This window comes from Rathayibacter agropyri, assembly GCF_013249015.1.
GTDB lineage: Bacteria > Actinomycetota > Actinomycetes > Actinomycetales > Microbacteriaceae > Rathayibacter > Rathayibacter agropyri.
Window position 1 is genome coordinate 616,316 of sequence record NZ_JABRPL010000001.1, and the last position, 25,506, is coordinate 641,821.

A 25,506-nucleotide genomic window follows, 5' to 3' on the forward strand; every position below is an offset into this window, starting at 1 on the left:
ACCCAGATCGGGGGCGGGAGACCTCCGACGCACGGGGGACGGCGCAAGCTGAACGGACGATCGCCGTGGGGGTCCCACTACCCTGGCGGTATGGCCGTCCTCCCCATCCGCATCGCCGGCGACCCTGTCCTGCACTCCCCCGCTGCTCCCGTCACCGAGTTCGACGACGCGCTGCGAAGCCTCGTCGCCGACATGTTCGAGACGATGGACACCGCCCCCGGGGTCGGTCTCGCCGGGCCTCAGGTCGGCGTGCCACTGCGGCTGTTCGTGTACGACTACCCCGACGAGGACGGCACTTCCAGACGCGGCGTCGCCATCAATCCCGAGCTCTTCGTGACGCCGACCGCACTCGGCGAGGCCGATGAGGAGACGGAGTCGGAGGGCTGCCTCTCCTTCCCGGGCGAGCGCTTCCCTCTGCGCCGCTCCGAGCGGGCGATCCTCCGCGCGGTCGATCTGGCGCACGAACCGTTCGAGATCGTTGCAGAGGGCTGGTTTGCGCGCGTGTTCCAGCACGAGTTCGACCACCTCGACGGTGTGCTCTACGTCGACCGCCTGGAGGACGAGTACCGCAAGCCCGTCGCCAAGATCATCCGCAAGCGCGGCTGGGGCCAACCTGGCGTCTCATGGCTGCCTGGCGTGGAGCACCTCGAAGACTGACTAGGTCAGATCGACTCCGTGCACACCATTGTGGTGGCGGACCACGGGGAAGGAGGCGGTGACGCTGCGGCCGACGCCGGGGGTGCGCTTCTCGGTCACGTCACCGCCGAAGAGGGCGGCGCGCTCGCGCAGTTCTGCCAGGGCGGGACTGTCGATCCGCTCGGTGAGGGAGCGCAGGTCGGCGTCGAAGGCGCTCAGGTCCTCTTCGGCGCCGCCGTGACGTTCGCGATCGTCGTCGACCTCGACTCGCAGTCCCGTCGTGGTCCAGCGCGAACTGATGCGCACCTCGGTTCCGGCACCGCCCGTCGCGAGAGCGGACTCGAAGGCGTACTCGAGCACGCGCAACACCGCCACTTCTGCCCCGTCCTGCAGCGGGAACGGCTCGCCGAACGACTCCTCGCGCACGCTCAGACCGCGCTCACGCGCACTCTCGATCAGCGGGACGGAGCCGCCGGTGCGCGGCAACTCGCCGGGATCGACGTTCGCGACTGTCGCGATGCGGCGCAGCTGAGCGAGAGAGGCCTCGGCAGCGCGCACTGCGCGCACGGCAGAGCGCGAGGCAGCAGCCGGGTCGCGGTCCACGGTGAGTCGAACGCTCTCGGCCTCCTCGATGACGTGCGCGGCACTGCGGACGGCGAGCTGCTCTAACTCCCCCACGATGCGCAACCGCGCCTCCTGCTCGCCGACAGCCAGCTCCAGGCGAACGACGCGCGCTGCCTCCTCGGCTCGGCCCTCGGCCGCGCTGCGCTCGGCTGCGACAGCGCGCCGCCAGAGCACGACAGCCACGATCAGCGCGAGCAGGGCGAGGACGAGGACGACTTCGAGCACGACGGCCTCCGGAGCTGTTCGAGCGGATCGGCGCGGGGGACACCGGAGAGAGATGGTACTCGCGAGCCGGTCGGCAGACCTAAGCGGTCGGAAGGGATTGCGGAGTCTCGCAGCCGAGAGCGTGTCAGTGCCGAATGGAGCGCGTCACGGTGAAGCGGCGGTCGCGCGCCACGACCGTCGTCGGCCCGACCGCGCGGCGGAGTTCGGCCGGGTGTGCCAGGTGCGAGTTGAACACGGTCCAGAGCAGGCCGCCCGGGCGCAGCACCCGGCCGGCCGCGCGGAGCATCCGGCGCGCGACGAGATCGGTGACGGCGCCATCGGAGTGAAAAGGCGGATTGCAGAGCACCGTGTCCACCGAGCCGGGCGCGAGCGTCGAGGCGTTGTCGTCGCGGAGTACGTGCACAGCCACTCCGTTCGCCGCAGCCGTCGCGCGGGCCGACTCGACCGCGATCCGCGAAGTGTCGGTGGCGGTCACCGCGATGTCGGGACGTGAGCGGGCCAGGACCGTGGCGAGGATCCCGGTTCCGCAGCCGAGGTCAAGGGCCGTGCCCGCCGGCAGCGAGCCGAGGTCGAGGGCGTCGAGGAGCGCGCGCGTGCCGAGGTCGAGCCGGGCGCCGGCGAAGGCGCCGGGCAGAGCGACCACCTCCAGGGCGAGCCCGTTCAGGTGACGACGCTCAGGTGCGGGAGCGAGTGGCTGCTGGACGCGGGCGTCGCGTGCCAGAAGTGCGCGCGACTTCTGCCGGGCGAGGGAGATGTCGACCCGCTCGTAGCGCTCGCCGAGGAGGTCGTTCATCGAGTGGGTCATGTGCTTGATCCGACCCGCGCCGATGAGGGTCGCCGACGGATTCGCGAGCGCGACCTCGGCGGTGAGGGCGGCCAGCGCGTCGAGCGAGCGCGGTAGGCGCAGCAGCACGGTGTCGGCGTCGCGGACCGCCTGCGCAGCCGATTCGACGATCTCGATCGGGGCGACCTCAATTCCCGATCCGCGCACCGCCTCCGCGTTGAGGGCCAGCGCCCGCTCCGCGGTGATCGAATCCTGCACCACGCGCACGGAACGGCCCTCGGCAGCGAGGCCAAGGCTGAGCGCTCCGTAGGCGTCGCCGACGACGGCGACCCGTCTGTGGTCGGGGGCGAGGTCGAGCAGCAGACGATCGCTCGCATCTACGGCGACGAGCGCGGGAGACTCGACGTCTGGGCGGCGGCGAACAAGGCCAAGCACGTCCTCGCGCATCGCGCCTTCCCGTCGCTGGCGTCCGCCCGGAGGACGAGCGGGCAGGAAAAAGGGCCGGGCAGGAAAAAGGGCCCGAGAGTGGAGTCTCAGGCCCTTCGCTCCCCGACTTGGACTCGAACCAAGAACCTATCGGTTAACAGCCGATTGCTCTGCCAATTGAGCTATCGAGGATCATCCGACCACCCGGAGGCGATCGACGGGTTTACTTTACCAAAGTCCCCCAGAACACCAAATCCGCCCGTCTCACGATGCTCGCGGGGACGCGTCAGTAGCCGGCGCGAGGTCAGTAGCCAGCGCGAGGGTCGACGCGGCCGAGGAGCGGGGCGCCGGCGGCGAATGCCTCGACGTTGGCGCGGACCCGCTCGGCCAGGAGCGGCGCAGTCATCTCGGGAGTATCTGCGCTGTGCGGCGTGATGAGGCAACGGGGCTCGCTCCAGAGCGGATGCCCGTCAGGCAGCGGCTCGGGATCCGTCACGTCCAGAGCGGCTCCGGCCAACCGTCCCTCCGCCAGGGCGACGACGAGCGCGTCGGTGTCGATGAGGCTCCCCCGCGCGATGTTCACCAGCACGGCACGCTCGGGCAGGCACGCAAGCACGTCCGCGTCGACCAGGCGCTCTGTTCCCGAGGTCGCGGCGGCGGCCAGCACGAGCACATCGGCGTCCTCGACCACCTCGGGCAGGCTCGCGCTCGCGACCGTCCGCTCGGCCCCCGGCACCGGCTCGTCCCCACGGCGCACCACGGTCACCCGGCACTCGAAGACGCTGAGCAGCCGCAGCAGCTCGAGGGCAATGCCTCCCGCTCCGACGATCACGACCGAGGCGCGGTGCAGAGTGACCGCGCGCTTCTCGCCCCAGGAGGAGGCGCGCGCCCGCTCGGGCAGGAAGCGCAGCAGAGCCAGCACGAGTGCCAGGGCGTGCTCGGCGACCGGCTCCGAATACGCGCCCTTGGCGCTGGTCCAGACGACATCGGCGTCGGAGGCGGCGAGCATCGGGGCGAACACGTCGACCCCGGCCCACGGCAGCTGCACCCAGCGGATCGACGGATGCTTCTCGAGCACCGCGGCCAGCTCGTCGGCGCGGCCGTAGGACAGCCAGAGCAGCCCGTCGGGGCGCTGGTCGAGTCCGACGACGGTGCCGCCGGCAGACTCGATCGCCTCGGTGAACACCGGCTTGGCCCGTGGGAGCACCGCCACCCTTGGAGCGCTCACTGCTCCGCCGCCTCAACGCGGTGCGCCCGGGAGGAGTCGAACCGCTCGTACTCGGCGAACGCGGCCCCGAGTTCGCGCACGTAGGGGTGCCGTGCCTCGACCAGCACGTCGAGCAACGGCCCGTGGGCGACGACCTCGCCGCCGACCAGCACGGCGATCCGATCGGTCGCCCGGCTCAGCACGTCGACGTCGTGACTGACCACGACCGCCGCGAACCCGTCCTGCCGCCGCAGGTCGGCCAGCAGGTCGACAATCGACTCCCGAACGGTCGCGTCGATGCCCGAGGTCGGCTCGTCGGCGATGAGCACCGTCGGGCCAAGCACCAGCGCGCGAGCGATGGCGACGCGCTGGCGCTGCCCGCTCGAGAGTTCGTACGGGTAGCGGTCGAGGAGGAACAGCGGCAGGTGCACAGAGTCGAGCAGGGTTGCCACGCGCATCGCGGCGGCCTTCGGGTCGTAGTGCCGGTCGCGGAGGAAGATCGGCTCGGCGATCAGCTCCGAGACGGTCAGCTCCGGGCGAAGTGTCGCCCCGGCGTCCTGCGCGAGGTGCGCAACATCGACGGTGAAGCGCTTGACGTCACGGGCGGGGAGCGAGCGGAGGCGGTGGCCCGCCACGATCGCGTCTCCCCCAATAATGGCGGGTCGGATGCGGCCACCATCGCCACCGAGCCCAGCACCACCGAGCCCAGCACCACCAAGGACCCGCGCCAGCGTTGACTTGCCCGAGCCGCTGCCACCGAGGATCCCGAGTACCTCGCCAGGCTCGACCCGCAGGCTGACGCCTCGCAGCGCCGTCCACCTGCGGCTGATGCCGTGGGGTGGATACTCGACGCTGAGGTCGTCGATGATGATCGGGGCCGGATCCTCGGCGGTGCGGCTCACGCCCGGCGCTCCGCCGCGACGATGGAGTGCAACAGCTCGCGGCGCGTGGCCTGCTCGACCGGGTCCGGCACCGGCAGAGAGGCGAGCAGTCGCTGAGTGTAGGGGTGCTTCGGCGCCGCGAGCACCTCGGCTCCCGTGCCCTCTTCGACCAACTCACCGCGGTAGAGCACCGCTATGCGATCGGCCAGCAGGTCGACCACGGCGAGGTCGTGGCTGATGAACAGCGAGGCGAAACCGAACTCACGCTGGAGCTCGGCGAAGAGCTCGAGCACGCGCGCCTGGACCGACACGTCCAGGGCCGACGTCGGCTCATCGGCGATCAGCAGCTTCGGCCCGAGCGCGAGGGCGCGGGCGAGGCTGGCGCGCTGGCGCTGCCCTCCCGAGAGCTCGTGCGGGTAGCGGTCACCGTAGGAGCGCGGGAGCTGCACCGCCTCGAGCAACTCATCGACCCGACCGCGGGCGGCTCGGGCGTCGCCGGCCCGCCCGTGCACGATCAGCGGCTCAGCGACGCACTCGGCGATGGTGAGCAGCGGATTGAAGCTCGACGCCGGATCCTGGAACACGAAGCCGATGCCGCCGCGGACGGGGCGGAAGGCGCGCTCGCGGATGCCGCGCATCTCCTGACCGAGCACCCGCAGCGAGCCACCGGTGACCGAAGTCAGGCCGGCGATCGCTCGGCCGATGGTCGTCTTGCCCGAGCCGCTCTCGCCTACCAGGCCGAGCACCTCCCCCGCGCGGATGCGGAACGAGACGCCGTCGACCGCGACGAAGCCGGGACGTCCGAGTCGGCCGGGGTACTGGATCCGCAGACCGTCGGCCTCGACCAGGGTCTCGGTCTCGGGCGCCTCGGCGCGCTCGATGGCGCGGACACGGGCACGCTCAACACCCTGACCCACGTGCGGCACCGCGGCGAGGAGCGTGCGCGTGTACTCGGCCTTCGGCGACGAGAACAGCTCGGCGACACTCGCCTCCTCGACGAGCTCGCCCTGGTACATCACGGCGACGCGGTCGGCGAGGTCGGCAACGACACCCATGTTGTGGGTGATCAGCACGATCGAAGTGCCGAACTCGTCACGGCAGCGCCGGAGCAGGTCGAGGATTTCGGCCTGCACCGTCACGTCGAGAGCAGTGGTCGGCTCGTCGGCGACGATGAGGCCCGGGTCGAGCACCAGCGCCATCGCGATGACGACGCGCTGCTTCTGCCCGCCCGAGAACTGGTGCGGGTAGTAGTCCACCCGCTTCTCCGGCTCGGGGATGCCGACGGTGCGCAAGATGTCGATCGCCCGCTGCCGCGCCTCCTTCTTCGTCACGGAGCCGTGGGCGCGGAGCCCCTCGGCGATCTGCCAGCCGACGGTGAACACGGGGTTGAGGGCCGTTCCCGGCTCCTGGAACACCATCGCGACGTCCGTGCCGCGTAGCTCGCGCAGGCGCGCCGTCGGCACGGACACGACGTCGGTGGCCGAACTCCCGTCCTTCTTCGAGAGCAGTACCACTCCGGAGGCGGTCGCCGTTTCGGGCAGCAGGCCCAGGATCGTCTTCGCGGTCACGGTCTTGCCGCTGCCGGACTCGCCGACGATGGCGAGGACCTCGCCGCGCTCGACGCGAAGGCTGACTCCGGCAACGGCGCGGACGGCTCCGCGGTCGCTCGCGAACGCGACCTTGAGGTCCCTGATGTCAACGATCGGGCGAGCGTCGTGATCCACCGTCCGGTCCCTCATCGCGTTCCCTCCACTCCGGCGACGGCACCGGCAGCCACCGCGCGCCGACCCCGCAGGCGCGGGTCGGCAAGGTCGTTCAGACTCTCGCCGACGAGCGTAATACCCAGCACCACGAGCACGATGGCCAGACCCGGGAACACCGAGGTCCACCAGATGCCACTCGTGACGTCGGAGAGCGCCTTGTTGAGGTCGTAGCCCCACTCGGCGGCCGAAGTCGGCTCGATGCCGAAGCCGAGAAAGCCCAGGCCCGCGAGCGTCAGGATCGCCTCGGACGAGTTGAGCGTGAAGATCAGCGGCAGGGTGCGGGTGGCGTTGCGCAGGACGTGGCGGAACATGATCCGCGGCGTCGACGCTCCAATGACCTTCGCGGACTCGACGAACGCATCACCCTTGATCCGCACCGTTTCGGCGCGGATGACCCGGAAGTACTGCGGAATGTAGACCACGGTGATCGAGACCGCCGCGGCGACGATGCCCGCCCACAGGTTGGACTGCCCACCCGAGATGACGATCGACATCACGATCGCGAGCAGCAGGGTCGGGAAGGCGTAGACCGCGTCGCAGATCACGACCAGCACCCGGTCGAGCCAGCCGCCGAGGTAGCCGGAGACGAGACCGAGGAACACACCGAGAAAGAGCGACAGGACGACGGCGACCACGATGACCAGAAACGCGGTCTGCGCCCCCCAGAGCACGCGCGAGAGGACGTCGTAGCCACCGACGGTGGTGCCGAGCAGGTGCTCAGCGTTCGGTGGCTGCTGCGCGCCGAACGCCTCGTCGCCCGAGCGCAGCTGCGAGTAGCCGTAGGGCGCGATCAGCGGAGCGAGGAGCGCGACCAGGAGGAACGCGCCCGTGATCACGAGGCCAGTGACGAGCATCCCCCGTTGGAGGCCGATGCTCTGGCGCAGCTGGTGGACGACCGGAAGGCGGTCAACGAGGCGGCGGCGCGGGCGCGCCGAGGCGGTAGTGCTCATAGTCAGTACCTCACTCGCGGGTCGATGAGCGCCGCGATGACGTCGACGATGAAGTTGGTCAGCGCCACGATGACGGCGAGCAGGGCGACGATGCCCTGCACCGCCACGAAGTCGCGCGCCTGGAGGTACTCGGCAAGCTGGAAGCCGAGGCCCTTCCACTCGAAGGTGGTCTCGGTGAGGACCGCGCCGCCGAGCAGCAGTGCGATCTGTAGGCCAATCACGGTGATGATCGGGATGAGCGCCGGCCGGTACGCGTGCGTGCGGACCAGGCGGAACTCGCTCACTCCGCGCGAGCGCGCCACATCGATGTAGTCGGTGCCGAGCGTGCCGATCATGTTGGTGCGCACGAGGCGGAGGAAGATGCCGGCGGTCAGCAGGCCCAGCGCGACGGCGGGCAGCACCGCGTGCGAGAGGACGTCGGAGAGCGCGTCCGGGTCGCCGGTCTGGAGCGCGTCGATCAGGTAGATGCCGGTCTTGTTCTCGAGGAACTGGAGCGAGAGCTCGGTGCTGGTCGAAGCGCGGCCGGCGACGGGAAACCACTTCAGCCAGACCGAGAAGACCAGCTTCAGCAGCAGCCCGGCGAAGAACACCGGGGTGGCATAGCAGAGGATCGCGACGATGCGCAGCACCGCGTCGGGCGTGCGGTCGCGGTAATAAGCGGCGAGCATCCCGAGCGGAATGCCGACGACGAACGCGACGATCAGGCTGTAGAAGGCGAGTTCGACGGTCGCGGCGCCGTAGGTGAGCAGCACCTCGGTGACGGGGCGATTGTCGCTGAGTGTTGTACCGAAGTCACCGGTGACCAGGCCGCCGAGGTACTCGACGTACTGCACGAACAGCGGCCGGTCGTAGCCCGCGGCGGCGACGCGCTCGGCAAGCTGATCCGCGGTCAGGCGCCCGCCGAGGGCCGCCGTGATCGGGTCGCCCGTGGAGCGCATGAGCAAGAACACCATCGTCACGAGGATGAAGACGGTCGGGATGATGAGCAGGAAGCGGACGAGCAGGTAGCGCCCGAGTCCGCCCCCTGAGCCGCGCGGTCGCCTGGTGGGCGCCGTCGGTGCAGCCGTCATGGCTGGCGTCACGTGATGCCTTTCGTGGCCGCGAGGGTGTGGATCAGCTCTTGCTGAGTGCCGCGTAGCGGAACTTGAACGAGGCGTCGAGAGTGCCCTCGGCTCCGCTCACCGCGCTGCCGACGACGGCGACCTGCGACCCCTGCAGGTAGGGGACGGTCGAGAGCTGCGCCGCGACCTTCTCCTGAATCTGCTCGATCAGCGCAGTGCGCTCGGCGGAGTCGGTGGTCGACACTTGCTGCGCGATCAGGCTCTGCACCTGGGCGTCATCGAAGTGGTTCGCGAGGAAGTTCTCCTTGATGAAGAACGGCGAGAGATAGTTGTCGGCGTCGGAGTAGTCGGGGAACCAGCCGAGTTGGTACGCGGGGTAGACGTCGCTCGAGCGGTCCTTCGAATACTGCACCCACTCGGTGGTTTGCAGGTTGACGGTGAACAGGCCGGTCGACTCCAGCTGGTCCTTGATCAGCGCGTACTCATCCCCCGAGGACGGCCCGTAGTGATCGTTCGAGTACTGCAGGTTGAGGGTGACCGGAGCGGTCACGCCGGCGGCGTCGAGGGTCGCTTTGGCCTTCGCAGCGTCAGGCTTGCCCGCGCCGTCGCCGTAGAGCGACTTCAGCGGCTCGACCGCACCGGTCAGACCGGCGGGCACGTAGGAGTACAGCGGGGTGTAGGTGCCCTTATAGACCTGGTCGGCGATCTCGTCGCGGTCGATCAGATCGGCCACGGCCTGACGCACGGCGAGGGCCTTGGCGCTGTCCGCCTCCGCGGTGGTCGCGCCAAACGGCTGGGTGTTGAAGTTGAAGACGATGTAGCGGATCTCGCCACCCGGGCCGTCCACGACTTTCACCGTATCGTTGCCGCGCAGGTCGTCGACATCGGTCGCCGACAGGCTGCGGAACGCGACGTCGATATTGCCTTCCTGGATGTCCAGCTTGAGGTTCGAGGAGTCGGCGTAGTACTTGACGTTGACCGTGCTCGTCTTCGCCGCCCCGAGAACACCCTGGTACTCCTCGTACGCCCTGTACTGGATCAGATTGTTCACGTCGTAGTTGGTGATCGTGTACTGGCCGGCGAAGGCGTCACCCGAGACGATGTCGGCGTCGGGGGTCAACGCGTCGGCCGAGAAGACCTCCTCATCCACGATCGGGCCCGCGGGGCTCGAGAGGATCTGCGGGAAGGTCTGATCGTTCTCCGACTTGAGCGTGAAGACGACGGTCGTCTCGTCTGGAGCCGCGACACTGTCGAGGTTCGCGAGCAGCGAGGATGGGCCGTTTTCGGCTGCGATGCCGACCTGGCGATCGAACGAGAACTTCACGTCGGAGGAGGTGAGATCGTGGCCGTTGGCCCACTTCAGTCCCTCCTTGAGCTTCACGGTGTACTCCGTGGGCGAGGTGAACTCGGCCGACTGTGCGATGTCGGGCTCGACGTCCGGGCTGCCGTACGGCGTGTTCATCAGGAACGGGAACACCTGGTTCATTACGGCGAATGAGCCGTTGTCGTACGAGCCAGCGGGGTCGAGGGTCGTGATCTTGTCGGTGGTGCCGATGGTCAGGGCCCCTCCGGCGCTACCGCCGGGCGAGTCGTTCCCGCCGGCGGAGCAGCCCGCCAGCACGAGCGCGACCGCGGCGAAGCCTGCCGCCGCGGCGAATGCACGGGTACCGCGGGTGGATGCGGAAGTCATCTCCGTCTGCCTCTTCCTGTCAAAGAATGGGATGCGGGCGTGCGCGTTGTCGGCACACAGATGTCCTGCCCGCAGTTCTGTTCCTCAGTGGTAACACAAGTGGAAGCGCTCTCCGAACCCGAATGGGGGTGCTGTGGATTTCTTCACACGACCGCAACACGCTCACTCGACGCGCAGAGCTCGCTTCTCTCGCTCCAGCTCGACGAGCCGAACCTGCACGGCGCGGGCCAGCACCGGGTCGGCGGACGCGCGCTGCAAGGCTCCGTGCAACTCGGCGATCTCGCGCAGCAGGTCACGTTCGATGAGCGAGATCGCCACGTCACGGGCATAGCGCTCGAGGCCCGCCTCGTCGGCGGCCGGGATCGGAGCGACCGCGAGCTGGCGCACCAGCGAGGCGAACGGCCCGGGGACATCGTCCGCGACATGCTCGACCCAGTCGCGATCATCGGCGCGCTCGAGGTTGGCGACCACGGCGTCGCGGACCACGCGCAGAGTCTCGTTGGTGACCGCCGCGTGCGCCGCCCGGGCCAGCAGCTCCTGACCCATCGCCTGGGGCAGTTGCAGCATCGCCATCAGCGCCTCGCGCTCGATCCGAGTGACCACGTCGACCGGCAGGTCCGCGAGGCGCGCGCTCGCGACCTGCTCCGAGCGTTGCTCCTCCGGCTGGGCACGCGGCCGATCACGACCGGCATTGCGGATAGCCCGATTGGCCTCCTCGATATCGATCCCCCCGATCATCGACGCCAGTTCCCGGGCATAGCCGTCCCTTTCGGCCCAGTCCCTGATGTTCGCCACGTACGGTGCGGCACGACGAAGAGCGGCGACACGACCACCGACACTCGTGAGATCGAATTCGGACACCATCTGCCGGAGTGCGAAAGTATGCAGCGGCTGCTTGCCGTCGATCAGTCGGCGAACAGCGTCGTCGCCTCTGTTCAGCCGGAGGTCGCACGGATCCAGACCGCTGCTCTCAACCGCGACGTACGTCTGCGACGCGAAGCGGCTCTCCTCATCGAATGCCTTTTTCGCGGCATTCTGGCCGGCGGCATCCGGATCGAACGTGAAAATGACCTGACCGTTCACGCCGCGCGCATCACCGAGCACTCGCCGGATGACCTTGATGTGGTCCACACCAAAGGCCGTGCCGCAGGTGGCGACCGCGGTGGGGACACCCGCGAGGTGGCAGGCCATGACATCCGTGTAGCCCTCGACAACCACGACCTGATGCCCACGCGAGATATCGCGCTTGGCGAGATCGAGCCCGTAGAGCACCTGGGACTTGTGGTAAACGGGCGTCTCCGGGGTGTTCAGGTACTTGGGTCCCTTGTCCTCCTCCAGGAGGCGGCGCGCGCCGAAGCCGACGGTCTGACCGGTGATGTCGCGGATCGGCCAGATGAGCCGGCCGCGGAACCGGTCGTAGACGCCGCCGCGGTTGTTGCTGCTGACGAGACCGGCGGCGGTGAGCTCCTCCTCCGAGAAGCCGCGGCGCTTGAGTGCGGTCGTCAGGCCGTCCCAGCCGTCGGGGGCGAAACCGACTCCGAAGCGGTCGGCGGCGGCGCGGTCGAAGCCACGCTCGCCGAGGAAGCGGCGGCCCACATCGGCTCCGGGAGTCGCGAGCTGCTCGCGGAAGAACTCCTCCGCCGCATCGTTGGCGGCGAGCAGTCGCGCCCGACCGCCGGTCTCGGGAGCCTGGCCGCCGCCCTCGTCGTACTGGACCTGGTAGCCGACCCGCGCGGCGAGGCGCTCGACTGTCTCGCTAAAGGAGCCGTGGTCCATCTTCATGAGGAAGCTGTAGACGTCGCCAGACTCCTGACAGCCGAAGCAGTGGTAGAAGCCAGCTTGCGGGCGGACGTGGAAGCTGGGGCTGCGCTCGTCGTGGAAGGGGCAGAGGCCCTTGAGCGAGCCGACTCCCGCTGACTTCAGCGTGACGTACTCGCCGATCACGTCACCGATATTGATGCGGGCCTTGACCTCCTCGACATCTGACTGTCGGATCCGAGGCATACCCGCCATCGTATCCGCCGCGAGAGCGCCCCGGCCGGGCTGTGGGAACTTCCGGCGTGCGCATCAGGTCAACCGCTCGAACCACGCCAGTGCGCTCTGATCGGTGAGGTTCGCGACCTGGTCGACGATGACCCGGCGGCGAGCGTCGTCGTCGGAGGCGGCATGCCAGTCCTCAGCGAAGCCGGGTTCGAGGGTGCCGGGGCCGCGGTCGAGGAGGGTGTCGGCGAGCCGGGTGAGCACGTCGCGCTGCTGGGCGTAGATCGGCTGCCGGGTGTTCCGCGACATCACGAAAGTCGCGACGATGCCCTTGAGCACGGCGATCTCGGCCTGCTGCTCGCGCGGCACGACGACGTGGCCGCCGAAGCGGACGAGGTCGGGGTGCTGGAACGCCTCCCGAGTCGCTTCGGTGGCGGCGCCGGCGAAGCGACCGATGAGCTGGCTCGTGAGGTTCTTGAGCCGGGCGTGGTCGCGACGGGAGCCGTCCCAGGAGGAGACCCAGACATCGAGCGAGTCGAGCCGGTCGAAGGCGGCGGCGAGTTCGTCGTGGTCGACCTCGCCGCCGACCCAGGAGTGCATCGACCCCACCAGGTCGTCGTGGTCGGCGCGGGAGCCGAGCGCCTCCACGTCGATGTAGCCCGAGACGACCGCGTCCTCGAAGTCGTGCACCGAGTAGGCGATGTCGTCGGAGAGATCCATCACCTCCGCTTCGATGCAGCGCACCCCCTCCGGCGCCCCCTCCCGCATCCAGGCGAAGGCGGGCTCGTCGTCGGCGTAGTAGCCGAACTTGGCACGGCCGGACGGGTCGGCGACCGAACGGGTGTCGGGCCAGGGGTACTTGCAACTCGCGTCAAGGCTCGCGCGGGTGAGGTTGAGGCCGTAGGGACGCGCATCGCCGCCGAACACCTTTGGTTCGAGCCGGGTGAGCAGGCGGAACGTCTGCGCGTTGCCCTCGAAGCCGCCAATGCCCTCGGCCCAGGCGTTGAGCGCACGCTCACCGTTGTGCCCGAAGGGCGGATGGCCAATGTCGTGGGCGAGGCAGGCAGTGTCGACCACGTCGGGGTCGAGGTCGAGGCTGGTGGCCAGTTCGCGGCCGATCTGCGCCACCTCGAGCGAGTGGGTCAGGCGGTTGCGAGCGAAATCAACCCCTGCGGTCGGGCTGAGCACCTGCGTTTTCGCCGCGAGGCGCCGCAGAGCACTGGAGTGAAACAACCGCGCACGGTCGCGGGCGAAATCGGAGCGGCGGGTCGAGTGGTCCTCCGGCAGGAAGCGCTCGATGTCGACGAGCGAGTACCCCCAGAGCGCGCGGTCATCCACCGCTGTTGTGGATCTCGGCGGCCGAGACCGCATTGCGCTGGAGGGCGTCGAGTTCACGGGACTCGAGCCAGCGGTCGGGCAGCGAGGGGACCTTCGGCGAGCCGGCGCGTCCACGCTGGCCCTCGGCCGCCTCGCCGGGGTACGGCTGGCTCCAGTCGAGGGTCGCGAGCAACTCATCGAGCTGCGCGAGCGACTCGACCGTCGCGAGGCGGGCGCGCAGGTCACCACCGACCGCGTAACCCTTGAAGTACCAGGCAACGTGCTTGCGGATGTCGCGGCAGCCGCGCTCCTCGCTCTCGAAGAAGTCAACCAGCAGCTCAGCGTGGCGGCGGAACGCGCCCGCGACCTGCCCGAGGGAGGGGCGAAAGCGCTCATCCGAGCCCGCGAAGGCGGCGGTGAGATCGCCGAAGAGCCAGGGGCGCCCGAGGCAACCGCGGCCCACGACGACGCCGTCGCAGCCGGTCTCGTTCATCATCCGCAGCGCGTCCTCGGCCGACCAGATGTCGCCGTTGCCCAGCACAGGCACGTCGGTGATCGCCTCCTTGAGGGTGGCGATGGCCGACCAGTCGGCGTGGCCGCTGTAGAACTCGGAGGCGGTGCGCGCGTGCAGCGCGATGGAGGCGACGCCCGCGCCCTCCGCAGCCCGCGCGGCCTCAAGGTAGGTCAGGTGATCGGGATCGATGCCCTTGCGCATCTTGACGGTCAGCGGGACACGCCCTGCGGCCTGCACCGCTCCTTCGACGATCTGGCGGAACAGCGGCAGCTTCCACGGCAGCGCCGCTCCCCCGCCCTTACGCGTGACCTTGGGCACCGGGCAGCCGAAGTTGAGGTCGATGTGGTCGGCCCGGTCCTCGGCAACGAGCATCGTGACCGCCTCGGCGACCGTCGTCGGATCGACTCCGTAGAGCTGGATAGAGCGCACCGACTCGCTCGGGTGATGGCGGATCAGGCGCATCGACTCCGGCGTACGCTCGACCAGCGCGCGGGACGTGATCATCTCGCTGACGTAGAGGCCATTGCCGTACTCGCGGCAGAGTCGACGGAACGCCGTGTTGGTGATGCCCGCCATCGGGGCGAGCACCACCGGCGCATCGAGTTCGAGGGGGCCGATCCGCAACGCCGGTGCGGTGCGCGCGGGCGGGGTGACCGTAAGAGTGGAGGACATCGGTATCGATTCTCCCAGATCCTGTGTTGGGGAAAGCGGAACGGCGAGCGGAGAGGTGGAGAAGATGAGCGAGAGCACACCTGTGGAGGAGGGCCTAAAGCGTTTCGCGGCCGATGCCCGAGCTCGACACCTTGAGGTCGAGATCATCGAGCGGCCCCCGGCCGGCAGCCTTGCGGAGGCGGCAGAGGCTCTCGGGATCGAGACGAACGAGATCGTGAAGTCCCTCGTCGTCAAGCGCCACGACGGCGGCTACCTCTTCGCGCTGATCCCCGGTGGCCGGCAGATCGCGTGGCCCAAGCTCCGCGCAGTCGTCGGCGTCAACAAGCTGCGCCTTCCCGACGAGGCCGCAGCTCTGTCTGCGACCGGCTATCGCCGCGGCACCATCACGCCCATCGGTTCAACCACCGCGTGGCCGGTCTACGCCGACGAGCGGATCCTCGGACGGCGAATCGCGATGGGCGCAGGAGCCGACGGCCGCAGCGCCTTCATTGACGCGGACGCCCTGGTCGCCGCGTTCGGGGCGACGGTCGCGGACATCACCACGGAGGAGCCTGCGCGCTGACCGCTTAGCCGCGGCCGAAGCGTCCTAGCCCCGCAGCAGCCGAACGAGCTCGTCCACATCGGACTCATCGTTCCAGAGGTGGAACGCCACACGGAGCCGGCCCCCGCGCCCTGAGACGCGGAGCCCCGCAGCCTGAAGCCGAGTGAGGTCCGCGGCGTCGGCGTCCGGCCACGACACAATCGCCCGGTGCTGCGGCTCCCGGTCGAGCCGCTCGCAGAGAGCGTTGCCCAGGCCGGAGGCATGGGCCCACACCGCGGCGAGGTCGAGCGAGCGGAACAGCGCGAGCGAGGCTTCCGCCCCCGCGAAGGCCTGCCAGGCGGGAGACACATCAAAGCGGCGTGCGTTCTCGGCGAGGTGCATAGCAGGCCCGTAACAGGACGACCAGACGTCCTCGCCGGAGTACCAGCCGGCCTGCACCGGCACCAGTTCGGCCGCGTACTCGGGCGAGACCGTGAGGAACGCCACTCCACGCGGCGAACAGAGCCATTTGTAGGCGTGGGTGAGCGTCGCGTCGAATCGGGACGCGTCGACTGGGAGCACACCCGCGGCCTGAGTGAAATCGCACGCGGTCCGGACCCCGTGCCGAGCGGCGGCCTCGATCACGGCGTCGAGGTCGGCGAGGGCACCGCTGCTCGACTGCACCGCCGAGAACACCACGAGGTCGTCCGCGTCCTCGACCGCATCGGCCAGCGCCTCCAGCGCGACGGAGCGGACGGCTACTCCGCGGTGCGCCTGGGCCAGGAAGGGGAAGACAATCGAGGAGAAGTCGCCGTCGACGCAGAGCACCCGGGCTCCGTCGGCCAGCGAGGCAGCGAGCACAGCGGCCATCGCTGAGGTCTGCGAGCCGATCGCAACGGAGCTGGCGGGGACACTCACGATGTCGGCGAACGCCTCCCGGGCGCGCTCAGCGACGGCACCGTAGCCGGCCGCCGTGTTCTCCCCCGACGACCAGCCCTCGAGGTCTGCGCGCAGGGCCGCCACCGTCTCCCTCGGCGGAAGACCGAGTGTGCAGGCGTTGTGGTAGCCGCGCGCACCGTCGAAGCGCGCGCGTAGGTCGACAGAATGTGGCAGGGCGGTACTCACCCTTTCAGGATGAGGCTCCGGAGCTGGATCGCCAAGTCGCCGCGAGGGTCGGCCCGTGGAAGACGCTGCCCGCGAGGCCGAAGCCGACGAGTCCAACCCGGATCATGCGGAGGCTCCCGGCACATCCACAGCGCCGCCGAAGCGGCGGGAGCGCCCGGCATAGTGCTCGATCGCCTCCCACAGGTCGGTACGGCTGAAGTCGGGCCAGAGCCGGTCGAGGAATACCATCTCGGCGTAGGCGCTCTGCCAGAGCAGAAAGTTGCTCGTGCGCTGCTCGCCGGAGGAGCGCACGAAGAGGTCGACGTCCGGCAGCTCAGGCACGTAGAGGGCTCGCGCAATCGTCTTCTCGCTGATGCCCGAGGGCTTCAGGCGTCCGGCTGCAACCTCGCCGGCGAGCCGCTGCACCGCGTCGGCAATCTCGGTGCGTCCGCCGTAGTTGACGCACATGGTGAGGGTCAGCACGTCGTTGTCGGCGGTCAGCCGCTCGGCGAACTGCAGTTCGGTAATGACGGACGCCCAGAGCCGGGGCTTGCGGCCCGCCCAGCGGACGCGCACGCCCCACTCGTTCAACTGGTCGCGGCGGCGGTGCAGCACCTCGCGGTTGAACCCCATCAGAAAGCGCACCTCCTCGGGCGAGCGCTTCCAGTTCTCGGTTGAGAACGCGTAGACGCTGAGGTGCTTGACGCCGATCTGGATCGCACCGGCCACCACGTCGAGCAGCGCCGCCTCGCCGCGCCTGTGGCCTTCGATCCGAGTCAGACCGCGGGAGTTGGCCCACCGGCCGTTGCCGTCCATCACGATCGCGACGTGAGAGGGGACCGCCTTCCGCGGGATCTCAGGCGGGTGGATCCCCGTCCAGTCGAGGGGGCGGTACGGCTCGGCGTCCTTGTTGGTGAAGGGCTTCATCGGGTGACGTGCTCCAGGGATCTCAGACCGCGTTCGAGGTGGAACTGGGTGTAGGCGGCAACGACTCCGCTCGCCCGCGACCGCGCCGAAGGCTCGGTCGTTTCGGCGTGCCCCCAGTCTCCCGTGAGCAGTGCGCCCAGCAGAACCACGACGTCCGGAGCGACCCGCGGGGCTCCGGGCGGCGTGCAGTCGGCACAGACCACGCCTCCGAGCTGCACCACCACGGCGCCGTGCGGCCCCGGGGCACCGCACCGCGCGCAGTCGTCGAAACTCGGCGCCCACCCCGCGATCGAGAGGGCACGCAGGAGGTAGGAGTCGAGGGTGAGCACCGGCTCGTGCTCGTGCCGCGACAGCGAGCGCAGCGCGCCCACCAGGAGGAGGTACTGCTGTAAAGACGCGTCGGCGTCGGTCAGGCGGTCAGCCGTCTCAACCATCGCGCTCGCGGCCGTGTAGCTGTCGTAGTCGGCGGCGATCAGCGCACCGTAGGCCCCGAGCGACTCCGCCTGCGTGACGATGTCGAGGCTCCGGCCCTCGTAGAGCTGGAGGTCGGCGACCATGAAAGGCTCGAGCCGCGAGCCGAACTTGGAACCGGTCTTGCGCACACCCTTGGCGACGGCGCGGATCTTGCCGTGGCCGCGCGAGAGCAGAGTGACGATGCGGTCGGCCTCGCCCAGCTTGTGCGTGCGGAGCACCACGGCTTCGTCACGATAGGTGGGCATGCGCCGATTATCCCCCCGACCACCGACACCCGCCTGGCAGCGCGGCGAAGCGGGAGCCCGCACCGTGGAACGATGTCCACGTGGCAGCCTCCCTCTTCGAGATCCCGGCCTGGGCCGACCTGCTCGCGATCGCCATCGGCTGCCTCCAGGGCGCGATGTTCGCGGGCGAGTTTCGCGACCGTCGGATCGACCTGCTCGGCGTCACCATCATCGGCACGGCGACGGGGCTAGGCGGCGGCGTGCTGCGCGACCTGCTCCTGCAGACGCCCCTCGTGGCGCTGCACACCGACGCCTACCTGATCGTCGCGGTCACCGCCTCGCTCCTCGGGATGCTGCTCCAGCACCTGCTGAACCGGGTCGACGGCACGATCACCGCCCTCGACGCCCTGACCCTCGGGCTCTTCGGCGCGATCGGGACCACGAAGGCCCTGTCGCTCGGGGTCCCGGAGGTACCTGCGGTCTTCGTCGGAACCGTCTCGGCCGTGGGCGGCTCCGTCGTCCGCGACATCCTGCTCAATCGGCCGATCGCGCTGATGCACGTCGGCTCCCTCTACGCGGTCGCGGCCTCGGCCGGCACCGTCGTGCTCGTAGTGACCCTGCGCTTCGGAGTGACGATCGGTTTCGCTGCGACCCTCTCCGTTGCGGTGACCGCGGTCATCCGCCTGCTTGCCGTGCGCTACGGCTGGAGCCTCCCTGAGCAGCGCGCGCTCAGAGGAGTCCCCCGCCTCCGCTGGCGCCGCCGCACCTGACGCCCTTCGCGGCGAGGCAGGTCAGGCGGTGGCTGCGACCAGGATGGGGACCGGGGCCTCCTCGCGCAGGGCACGATTGACGGCCGAGACGATTGCCTTCAGCGAGGCGGTCGAGATGTCCGCGTCGACACCGACACCCCACAGGGTGCGGCCGTTCACCGAGCACTCGACGTACGAAGCGGCGAGGGCGTCGCCACCGGCGCTGAGCGCATGCTCGGCGTAGTCGAGGACCCGCACCTCGACGCCCTGCTGCCCGAGCACGGCCTCGAAGGCGTTGATCGGCCCGTTCCCGCGCGCGTCTGCCGTCACCCTCTCCTCGCCGACGCGCAGCACCGTGTCGAGGGCGATGCTGCCGCCCAGGTCGCTCGACGTATCGGTGCGCAGCAGCTCGAAGCGCCCCCACTTCTCGTCGGAGCGCTCCGCAGGCAGGTACTCGTCCTGGAACACCGACCAGATCTGTCCACTGGTCACCTCGCCGCCCTCGGCGTCGGTCTTCGCCTGCACGACTCCCGAGAACTCGATCTGCAGGCGGCGCGGCAGATCGAGCGCGTGGTCCGTCTTCAACAGATAGGCGATGCCGCCCTTGCCCGACTGCGAATTGACACGGATGACCGCCTCGTAGGAGCGGCCCAGATCCTTGGGATCGACCGGCAGGTACGGCACCGCCCAGGTGAGCTCGTCGACTCCGCGGCCGGTGCGCTCGGCCTCGGCCTGCATCGCCTCGAAGCCCTTCTTGATGGCGTCCTGGTGCGAGCCGCTGAACGCGGTGAAGACCAGGTCTCCGGCCCACGGGCTGCGCTCGGGCACCGGCAACTGATTGCAGTACTCGACGGTGCGCTTGATGCCATCCATATCGCTGAAATCGATCTGCGGATCGATCCCCTGCGTGAACAGGTTCACGCCCAGAGCGACAAGATCGACGTTGCCGGTGCGCTCGCCGTTACCGAACAAGCAGCCCTCGATCCGGTCAGCGCCGGCCAGATATCCCAGCTCCGCGGCGGCAATGGCGGTACCACGGTCGTTGTGCGGGTGCAGCGAGAGGACGATGTTCTCGCGCTGCGCCAGGTTGCGGCTCATCCACTCAATGGAGTCGGCGTAGACGTTGGGGGTGGCCATCTCGACGGTGGCGGGCAGGTTCAGGATGATCTTGCGCTCGGGCGTCGGCTGGAAGACCTCGACGACGCGGTCAGAAATCTCGCAGGCGAAGTCGAGTTCGGTGCCCGTGTAGCTCTCGGGCGTGTACGTGTAGTAGACAGCCGTACCCGGGACGGACGACTCCATCTCGCGGCACTTGCGCGCCCCGGCGAGGGCGATGTCGATAATTCCCTGGCGGTCCTTGCGGAACACCACTTCGCGCTGCAACACGCTCGTCGAGTTGTAGAGGTGCACGATCGCCTGGCGGGCGCCGCGGATCGACTCGTAGGTGCGCTCGATCAGGTGGTCGCGGGCCTGCGTCAGGACCTGAATGGTGACGTCCTCGGGAATCGCGTCCTCCTCGATGAGGCTGCGCACGAAGTCGAAGTCGGTCTGGCTCGCACTCGGAAAGCCAACCTCGATCTCCTTGTAGCCCATCCGGACCAGCAGATCGAACATGATCCGCTTGCGCTCTGGGCTCATCGGATCAATGAGGGCCTGGTTGCCGTCGCGCAGGTCGACGGCGCACCAGCGGGGCGCGGTGGTGATGCGCTTGCCCGGCCAAGTGCGGTCGGGCAGGTCCACGGCAATCAGCTCGTGGAAGGGGCGGTACCTGCCGATCGGCATGGGCGACGGCTTCTGGTTGTTCTGCATGGTGCTCTCCTGCATCGTGCTCTCCCGGCGGCCTTGCGGACGAGGGTGTGGTCAGCCGACGACGAACTCCGCGACGAGGGTGGCCTGAAAATCAGATCTCGTCGCGGCGGAGAAGAAGGAGCAATCCGAAGCGCACCCGGTCAGGCTAGCACCGCGCCCGCAGAGACGTCATCCCAGGACGCGGCTACTCACCGGCCAGGCCGTTCTCGTACGCGTAGACGACGAGCTGGACGCGGTCGCGGAGCCCGAGCTTGCCGAGCGTGCGGCTGATGTGGGTCTTGACCGTGGCCTCGCTCAGGAATTCCGCACGGGCGATCTCGGTGTTGCTCAGGCCCCGAGCAGCCAGGTGGAAGATCTCGCGCTCACGGTCGGTGAGAGTCGTGAACTCCGGCGGCGTCTCCCGGCCGCTACCGGCCGCGCCGAAGTGCTCGAAGAGCTCGCGGGTGGCGGAGGCCGCGACGACCGCCGTCCCCGCGTGCACCGTGCGAACCGAGGCGAGCAGGAAGCCGGGCTCGGTGTCCTTGAGGAGGAAGCCGCTCGCTCCGGCCCGGATCGCTCGGGCAGCCGCCTCATCGAGGTCGAAGGTCGTCAGCACCAAGATGCGCGGCGCGTCCACTCCCCGCTTGTGAGCGTCGGCGAGAATCCGCCGCGTCGATTCGATGCCATCGACTCCCGGCATCCTGATGTCCATCAGCACGACATCGGGAGCCAGCTTCGCCACCAGTTCCGCGCCCTCGGCCCCGTCCGAGGCTTCACCTACCACCACGAGATCGGACTGCGAGCCCAGGAGCATGCGGATACCGGCGCGGAACAGCGCCTGGTCGTCAACGAGGACGACGCGGATGGACTCGGTCATGTGGGGATGCCTCCAGAGGCGAGGGGGGACGTGGCGCTCGACTCACGAGCGAGGGAAGACGTAGCGGGGAGGCGCGCGTCAACGACGAAATCCTCCCCCACAGGTCGCGCGGCGAGGGCGCCGCCGACCAGGGTGGCGCGCTCGCGCATCCCGACGAGGCCGTGCCCTTCGCCCGGCAGGGCGTCGCGCTCGACCTCGAGGCGGCGCGCATTGCGAACGGTCAGGACCAGCTCATCGCCGGAGCGGCAGAGGGAGACCTCGATCGCCGAGCCCGGACGACCGTGCCGCAGGGCGTTGGTGGTCGCCTCTTGCGCGATGCGGTACAGGGCCAGACCGACAGCGCGGGGCACCGCTTCCAGATCGACGGCTACGTCGGCGCGCACCGGAGTGCCTGCACCGCCGACGCTGTCGAGGAGCGCGGGCAGGTCGGGAGCGCCCGGCTGCGGACCGTCGCTCTGCGAATGCCGAAGCTGCGCGAGAAGTACTCGGACATCGGCAAGCGCGTCGCGGGCGACGGAGGAGATGGTCAGCAGTGCCGCGTCCGTCTGCTCGGGACTCGAGGCGCCAAGATAACGCGCGCCGTCGGACTGCGCGATGACGACCGCAAGGGAGTGGGCCACGACATCGTGCATGTCACGGGCGATCCGGTTGCGCTCCTCGACCGCGTCGAGTTCGCGCTGAGCCCGCGCCCGCTCCTGTTCCGCCTGGGCACGCAACATTTGGCCCTCCCGCGCACGCCGCACTGCCCGCGAGAGCAGACCGATGGTCCAGGACAGGCCGAGCATCGCGAGGATGCCGCCGAAGGCCACTCCGGCGAGCAGCACACTGTCGCTGCGGCCCTTGGGCAGGTTGAACTTGAGCGTCAGATAGGCGACCGCGACGACCGCACCGAGAACAGCCGAGACCGCGCCGGCGATCCGTACGCGTCGTGACTCCGACGCACCGGTGCAAAACAGCACGGCGAGGATGGCCAGATCACCGGGGCCAGGCGAGAGCTGCACGCTCATCTGCAGGGCGACCGCGACCCACGCGATCGTGAGGGCGAGCGGGGGCGAGCGACGACACAGCACCAGCGCGACGGAGAAAACGCCGGCGACAAAGAGGTGGAACGATTCCGGCCGCTTGACGTAGGGCAGCCCGCCGATCAGGAGCAGAACGAGGGCCTGCACGCCCGCGATGCCGACCGAGAACGGCAGTTGAGGACCCGCAACCCGCGTCAGCAGCGCGTCAACCCTGTCACCGGGGCCGGCCGGTGCCCGCAGGCCGAGCACGAACACGAGGACGTGCGCTGCGCTGATGATGGAGGCGACCACCACCACGGCCGTGGCAAGGAGGACGGATCCCATCGCCTGCGTGTCGCTGTAACCGAGGGCCTGGCCGAGCGGAGGGAGGGCGCCGAAGCCGCCGATCGCCGCGAGCACGAAGACACCGGCGAGAACGAGCGAGCGTGCCCAGAGCCCGAGACGCCGTGCACTCTCCCAGACGACGACAAGGCCGACGAGCAGGGCATCGACGGGGACGCCGACGACGAGCAGGCCGCCTCCGGCGAGGACACCAACGGCGCAGAGGGAGGGGGCGAGCGCCGGGAGGAACGCGGCGACCGCGAGTCCGAGGGCGAGCAGGAGACTGCCGGCGAGGCCATCGAACCGCGTGCTGCCGAGGTCGGTCAGCAGCAGGTACAGGCCCGCGAGCAGCACTCCAGCGATCGGCAGCGTCGCCGGTCGGTCGAGGAAGGCACGCATGGTCCCACGGTACGGGCCTGGGGGCTCGGCGGCGTCGTCCTGCAGCGTGATCTTCCGGCTACTACGTCCGGGGGCGCCTTAGAAACCGAGGCGCCCCAGCAGCTTCGGATCGCGCTGCCACTCCTTGGCCACCTTCACGCGAATCGAGAGAAACACCCGGCGCCCGAGGAGGCGCTCGATCTGCTCGCGCGAGACCGCTCCCACCTCGCGCAGGCGCTGCCCACCCTTGCCGATGATGATGCCCTTTTGGCTGTCGCGTTCGACGAAGACATTGGCGTAGATATCGATCAGCGAGCCGTCCTCCCGCTCGACCATGTCATCGAGGGTCACCGCGAGCGAGTGCGGAAGCTCGTCAGAGACCCCCTCGAGAGCGGCCTCGCGGATGAACTCGGCGATGCGCGAGAACAGGTCCTCGTCGGTCACCGCCTCCTTCGGGTAGAGCGCGGGCGACACCGGCATCAGGCGGAGTAGCTCGACCGCGAGCACGTCAAGCTGCTCCTCGGTGACGGCCGAGATCGGCACGATGGTGTCCCACTCGCGCAATTCCGAGACTGCGAGCAGTTGCTTGGCGACGGACTTCTTCGAGGAGAGGTCGACCTTCGACACGATGGCGACCTTGCGCGCACGCGGGAAAGCGTCGAGCTGCTCGTTGATGAAACGATCGCCGGGCCCGATCGGTTCGTCGGCGGGGAAGAGCATCCCGATCACATCGACGTCACCGAGCGTCGACGTCACCAGGGAGTTCAGACGCTCGCCCAGGAGGGTGCGCGGCCGATGAATGCCCGGAGTGTCGACCACGATCAGCTGACCGTCTGGGCGATGCACGACTCCGCGGATGGCGCGCCGCGTGGTCTGCGGCTTGGAACTCGTGATGGCGATCTTCTCACCGACCAAAGCGTTGGTCAGGGTGGACTTGCCCACGTTCGGGCGGCCGACGAAAGACACGAAGCCCGCCCGGTACGGCACAGCGGCGGGAGTGGTGTCGGTCATCGTTCCTCGTTCCGATCGCCCGAGACTCCGGCTCCGCGAGAGGGAGCCGCGCCCGGGCTGGGGGTGGTGGTGCCTCCGGCGGCGAGGATCGCGACCGGGCCGGTGCCGGGCTCGCCGGCGGTGTCGAGTTCGGGATCGCGTCGGACGATCACCGTGGAGATGGTGCCACGGCGCGGATCCGCCTGTTCAGCCTCGAGGATCACGCCGCCGATGCGCGCGGTGGCACCGCGCTCCGGGAGGCGTCCGTAGGCCTTGGTCAGCAGACCGCCGACGGAGTCGACGTCGTCGTCCTCGAGGTCGAGCTCGAAGAGTTCACCCAGCTCGTCTACGGGGAGTCGCGCCGACACGCGATAGACCCCGGGCGCCGTCTCCTCGAAGAGGTCGACCTCGCGATCGTACTCGTCCGAGATGTCGCCGACGAGTTCCTCGATCAGGTCTTCGAGCGTGACAAGACCGGCGATTCCGCCGTACTCATCCACGACCATCGCGAGGTGATTGGACTCGAGCTGCATCTGGCGCAGCAGCTCGTCAGCCTTTTTCGACTCCGGAACGAACAGCGCCGGGCGGGCGAGCTCGGCGACGGTGCCCTCGATGTCCGGCCTCTCGTAGGTGTGCCGGGCCACGTCGCGGAGGTAGAGGACACCGAGCACGTCATCGGCGCCGTCGCCGATCACCGGGAGGCGTGAGATGCCGCGGCTGAGGAGGAGGCCCATCCCCGCGCCAACCGACGAGGTCGCCTCGATCGTGACCATGTCAGTCCTCGGCACCATGACCTCGCGCACGAACGTGTCGTTGAACTCGAAGATCGAGTGGATCAGTTCGCGATCGTCCTGTTCGAGCACGTCCTGCTCGGTAGCCTCGTCCACCATGCTGAGCAACTGCTCCTCCGAGGAGAAGCCTGCCGAGCGCCCGGTACCGGGGGTGACGCGGTTGCCCAGAGCGACGAGTCCGTGCGCGACCGGGCCCAGCGCCAGACGGAGGACGTGGATGAGCGTCGCGCTCGTCCCCAGGACCGCTCGGGCGTGCGCACGGCCGACGCTGCGCGGGCTCGACCCGACGAGCACGAACGAGACGGCCGCCATGATCAGGACCGCCAGCAGCAGGGCCAGCCACAGCTGCTCAATCTCGACCACGAGGACCGTCGTGACGAACACGGCCGCGGTCGTCTCGGCCGCGATGCGCGAAAAATTGACGACATTGACATGGGCGCTCATGTCTCCCGAGATCGCCCGCAGCGCCCGCGCACTGCGGGAGTGCTGGGCCATGTCGAGCAGGTCGCTGCGCGAGAGGACGCCGAGCGCAGCATCGGTCGCAGCGAACCATCCACCCACGGCGACGAGCGCTAGGGCGGCGATGAGGAGTTGAAGAGTGGGCACGGCGG

General features: G+C 69.2%; 22 protein-coding genes and 1 tRNA gene. 3 read left to right on the forward strand and 20 right to left on the reverse strand.

The annotated features are described in order from the left end of the window. The first annotated feature begins 90 nt into the window (after positions 1-90). Complete coding sequence (gene def, locus HRF29_RS02905) at positions 91-657, forward strand: peptide deformylase (RefSeq protein WP_173244354.1); 567 nt, start codon at positions 91-93, stop codon at positions 655-657. Here the strand turns inward: def and HRF29_RS02910 are convergent, their stop codons facing one another. The 12 genes from HRF29_RS02910 to dusB form a co-directional block, all read right to left on the reverse strand. Next, on the reverse strand, positions 658-1,485 hold the full coding sequence (locus HRF29_RS02910) for a sensor histidine kinase (RefSeq protein WP_173244356.1): 828 nt from the start codon (positions 1,483-1,485) through the stop codon (positions 658-660). It lies immediately after the preceding gene. Between the two features lie 124 nt (positions 1,486-1,609). Then, positions 1,610-2,716, reverse strand: coding sequence for a class I SAM-dependent methyltransferase (locus HRF29_RS02915; RefSeq protein ID WP_173244359.1), 1,107 nt, complete (start codon positions 2,714-2,716; stop codon positions 1,610-1,612). A gap of 98 nt (positions 2,717-2,814) precedes the next feature. After that, positions 2,815-2,887: transfer RNA gene (locus HRF29_RS02920), tRNA-Asn, on the reverse strand. Between the two features lie 112 nt (positions 2,888-2,999). Beyond that, the gene (locus HRF29_RS02925; RefSeq protein ID WP_343043622.1) at positions 3,000-3,923 is read right to left on the reverse strand and encodes a D-isomer specific 2-hydroxyacid dehydrogenase family protein; all 924 of its coding nucleotides are present in this window, start codon (positions 3,921-3,923) and stop codon (positions 3,000-3,002) included. After that, the gene (locus HRF29_RS02930; RefSeq protein WP_173244362.1) at positions 3,920-4,804 is read right to left on the reverse strand and encodes an ATP-binding cassette domain-containing protein; all 885 of its coding nucleotides are present in this window, start codon (positions 4,802-4,804) and stop codon (positions 3,920-3,922) included. Before HRF29_RS02930 ends, HRF29_RS02925 begins: the two co-directional genes overlap by 4 nt. Further along, positions 4,801-6,507 carry a dipeptide ABC transporter ATP-binding protein gene (locus HRF29_RS02935; protein WP_343043623.1) on the reverse strand — a complete coding sequence of 569 codons (1,707 nt, stop codon included), beginning with the start codon at positions 6,505-6,507 and terminating at the stop codon, positions 4,801-4,803. The genes HRF29_RS02930 and HRF29_RS02935 overlap by 4 nt, the downstream gene beginning before the upstream one ends. Positions 6,508-6,518: 11 nt before the next feature. Next, complete coding sequence (locus HRF29_RS02940) at positions 6,519-7,496, reverse strand: ABC transporter permease (protein ID WP_173244368.1); 978 nt, start codon at positions 7,494-7,496, stop codon at positions 6,519-6,521. A gap of 2 nt (positions 7,497-7,498) precedes the next feature. Next, positions 7,499-8,566 (reverse strand): ABC transporter permease, encoded by a 1,068-nt coding sequence (locus HRF29_RS02945; protein ID WP_173244371.1) that lies wholly within the window; start codon positions 8,564-8,566, stop codon positions 7,499-7,501. Positions 8,567-8,609: 43 nt separating this feature from the next. Then, positions 8,610-10,247: an ABC transporter substrate-binding protein gene (locus tag HRF29_RS02950; RefSeq protein ID WP_173244374.1), complete on the reverse strand. Its 1,638-nt coding sequence runs from the start codon at positions 10,245-10,247 to the stop codon at positions 8,610-8,612. 162 nt (positions 10,248-10,409) lie between these two features. Further along, positions 10,410-12,251, reverse strand: coding sequence for a DNA primase (dnaG, locus tag HRF29_RS02955; RefSeq protein ID WP_173244377.1), 1,842 nt, complete (start codon positions 12,249-12,251; stop codon positions 10,410-10,412). Between the two features lie 63 nt (positions 12,252-12,314). Then, a complete protein-coding gene (locus HRF29_RS02960; RefSeq protein ID WP_173244379.1) occupies positions 12,315-13,598 on the reverse strand; it encodes a deoxyguanosinetriphosphate triphosphohydrolase in 1,284 nt (427 codons plus the stop codon). Further along, positions 13,558-14,730: a tRNA dihydrouridine synthase DusB gene (gene dusB, locus HRF29_RS02965; RefSeq protein WP_173244381.1), complete on the reverse strand. Its 1,173-nt coding sequence runs from the start codon at positions 14,728-14,730 to the stop codon at positions 13,558-13,560. Before dusB ends, HRF29_RS02960 begins: the two co-directional genes overlap by 41 nt. A gap of 64 nt (positions 14,731-14,794) precedes the next feature. On the opposite strand from dusB, the gene HRF29_RS02970 reads away from it, so the two are divergent. Further along, positions 14,795-15,292, forward strand: a complete 498-nt coding sequence (locus HRF29_RS02970) for an aminoacyl-tRNA deacylase (RefSeq protein WP_173244384.1) — start codon at positions 14,795-14,797, stop codon at positions 15,290-15,292. Positions 15,293-15,316: 24 nt separating this feature from the next. Here HRF29_RS02970 and HRF29_RS02975 read toward each other — a convergent pair whose 3' ends face one another. The 3 genes from HRF29_RS02975 to recO all read right to left on the reverse strand — a co-directional run bounded on the left by HRF29_RS02975 (position 15,317) and on the right by recO (position 18,000). Then, positions 15,317-16,375, reverse strand: a complete 1,059-nt coding sequence (locus tag HRF29_RS02975; RefSeq protein ID WP_173244387.1) for an aminotransferase class V-fold PLP-dependent enzyme — start codon at positions 16,373-16,375, stop codon at positions 15,317-15,319. Between the two features lie 102 nt (positions 16,376-16,477). Beyond that, on the reverse strand, positions 16,478-17,281 hold the full coding sequence (locus HRF29_RS02980; RefSeq protein WP_173244390.1) for an isoprenyl transferase: 804 nt from the start codon (positions 17,279-17,281) through the stop codon (positions 16,478-16,480). After that, complete coding sequence (gene recO, locus HRF29_RS02985) at positions 17,278-18,000, reverse strand: DNA repair protein RecO (protein WP_173244393.1); 723 nt, start codon at positions 17,998-18,000, stop codon at positions 17,278-17,280. Before recO ends, HRF29_RS02980 begins: the two co-directional genes overlap by 4 nt. A gap of 80 nt (positions 18,001-18,080) precedes the next feature. Between recO and HRF29_RS02990 the strand changes: the two genes are divergently transcribed. After that, positions 18,081-18,749, forward strand: a complete 669-nt coding sequence (locus HRF29_RS02990) for a trimeric intracellular cation channel family protein (protein ID WP_343043625.1) — start codon at positions 18,081-18,083, stop codon at positions 18,747-18,749. Positions 18,750-18,770: 21 nt separating this feature from the next. Here HRF29_RS02990 and leuA read toward each other — a convergent pair whose 3' ends face one another. The 5 genes from leuA to HRF29_RS15265 form a co-directional block, all read right to left on the reverse strand. Beyond that, positions 18,771-20,537, reverse strand: a complete 1,767-nt coding sequence (gene leuA, locus HRF29_RS02995) for a 2-isopropylmalate synthase (RefSeq protein ID WP_173245882.1) — start codon at positions 20,535-20,537, stop codon at positions 18,771-18,773. 184 nt (positions 20,538-20,721) lie between these two features. Further along, positions 20,722-21,393: a response regulator gene (locus HRF29_RS03000; RefSeq protein WP_173244396.1), complete on the reverse strand. Its 672-nt coding sequence runs from the start codon at positions 21,391-21,393 to the stop codon at positions 20,722-20,724. Continuing rightward, the gene (locus HRF29_RS03005) at positions 21,390-23,135 is read right to left on the reverse strand and encodes a sensor histidine kinase (RefSeq protein WP_173244399.1); all 1,746 of its coding nucleotides are present in this window, start codon (positions 23,133-23,135) and stop codon (positions 21,390-21,392) included. The genes HRF29_RS03000 and HRF29_RS03005 overlap by 4 nt, the downstream gene beginning before the upstream one ends. 78 nt (positions 23,136-23,213) lie before the next feature. After that, a complete protein-coding gene (gene era, locus HRF29_RS03010; protein ID WP_173244402.1) occupies positions 23,214-24,125 on the reverse strand; it encodes a GTPase Era in 912 nt (303 codons plus the stop codon). Continuing rightward, entirely contained in the window at positions 24,122-25,501 is a 1,380-nt protein-coding gene (locus HRF29_RS15265; RefSeq protein WP_173244405.1) for a CNNM domain-containing protein, read from the reverse strand. Before HRF29_RS15265 ends, era begins: the two co-directional genes overlap by 4 nt. Positions 25,502-25,506: the final 5 nt, after the last annotated feature.

Coding starts and splice junctions, on each gene's coding strand:
- def (WP_173244354.1), top strand. CDS start 91: ATGGCCGTCCTCCCCATCCGCATCGCCGGCGACCCTGTCCTGCACTCC.
- HRF29_RS02915 (WP_173244359.1), bottom strand. CDS start 2,716: ATGCGCGAGGACGTGCTTGGCCTTGTTCGCCGCCGCCCAGACGTCGAG.
- HRF29_RS02940 (WP_173244368.1), bottom strand. CDS start 7,496: ATGAGCACTACCGCCTCGGCGCGCCCGCGCCGCCGCCTCGTTGACCGC.
- HRF29_RS02945 (WP_173244371.1), bottom strand. CDS start 8,566: ATGACGGCTGCACCGACGGCGCCCACCAGGCGACCGCGCGGCTCAGGG.
- HRF29_RS02950 (WP_173244374.1), bottom strand. CDS start 10,247: ATGACTTCCGCATCCACCCGCGGTACCCGTGCATTCGCCGCGGCGGCA.
- dnaG (WP_173244377.1), bottom strand. CDS start 12,251: ATGCCTCGGATCCGACAGTCAGATGTCGAGGAGGTCAAGGCCCGCATC.
- HRF29_RS02960 (WP_173244379.1), bottom strand. CDS start 13,598: ATGCGGTCTCGGCCGCCGAGATCCACAACAGCGGTGGATGACCGCGCG.
- dusB (WP_173244381.1), bottom strand. CDS start 14,730: ATGTCCTCCACTCTTACGGTCACCCCGCCCGCGCGCACCGCACCGGCG.
- HRF29_RS02970 (WP_173244384.1), top strand. CDS start 14,795: ATGAGCGAGAGCACACCTGTGGAGGAGGGCCTAAAGCGTTTCGCGGCC.
- HRF29_RS02980 (WP_173244390.1), bottom strand. CDS start 17,281: ATGAAGCCCTTCACCAACAAGGACGCCGAGCCGTACCGCCCCCTCGAC.
- recO (WP_173244393.1), bottom strand. CDS start 18,000: ATGCCCACCTATCGTGACGAAGCCGTGGTGCTCCGCACGCACAAGCTG.
- leuA (WP_173245882.1), bottom strand. CDS start 20,537: ATGCAGAACAACCAGAAGCCGTCGCCCATGCCGATCGGCAGGTACCGC.
- HRF29_RS03000 (WP_173244396.1), bottom strand. CDS start 21,393: ATGACCGAGTCCATCCGCGTCGTCCTCGTTGACGACCAGGCGCTGTTC.
- HRF29_RS03005 (WP_173244399.1), bottom strand. CDS start 23,135: ATGCGTGCCTTCCTCGACCGACCGGCGACGCTGCCGATCGCTGGAGTG.
- era (WP_173244402.1), bottom strand. CDS start 24,125: ATGACCGACACCACTCCCGCCGCTGTGCCGTACCGGGCGGGCTTCGTG.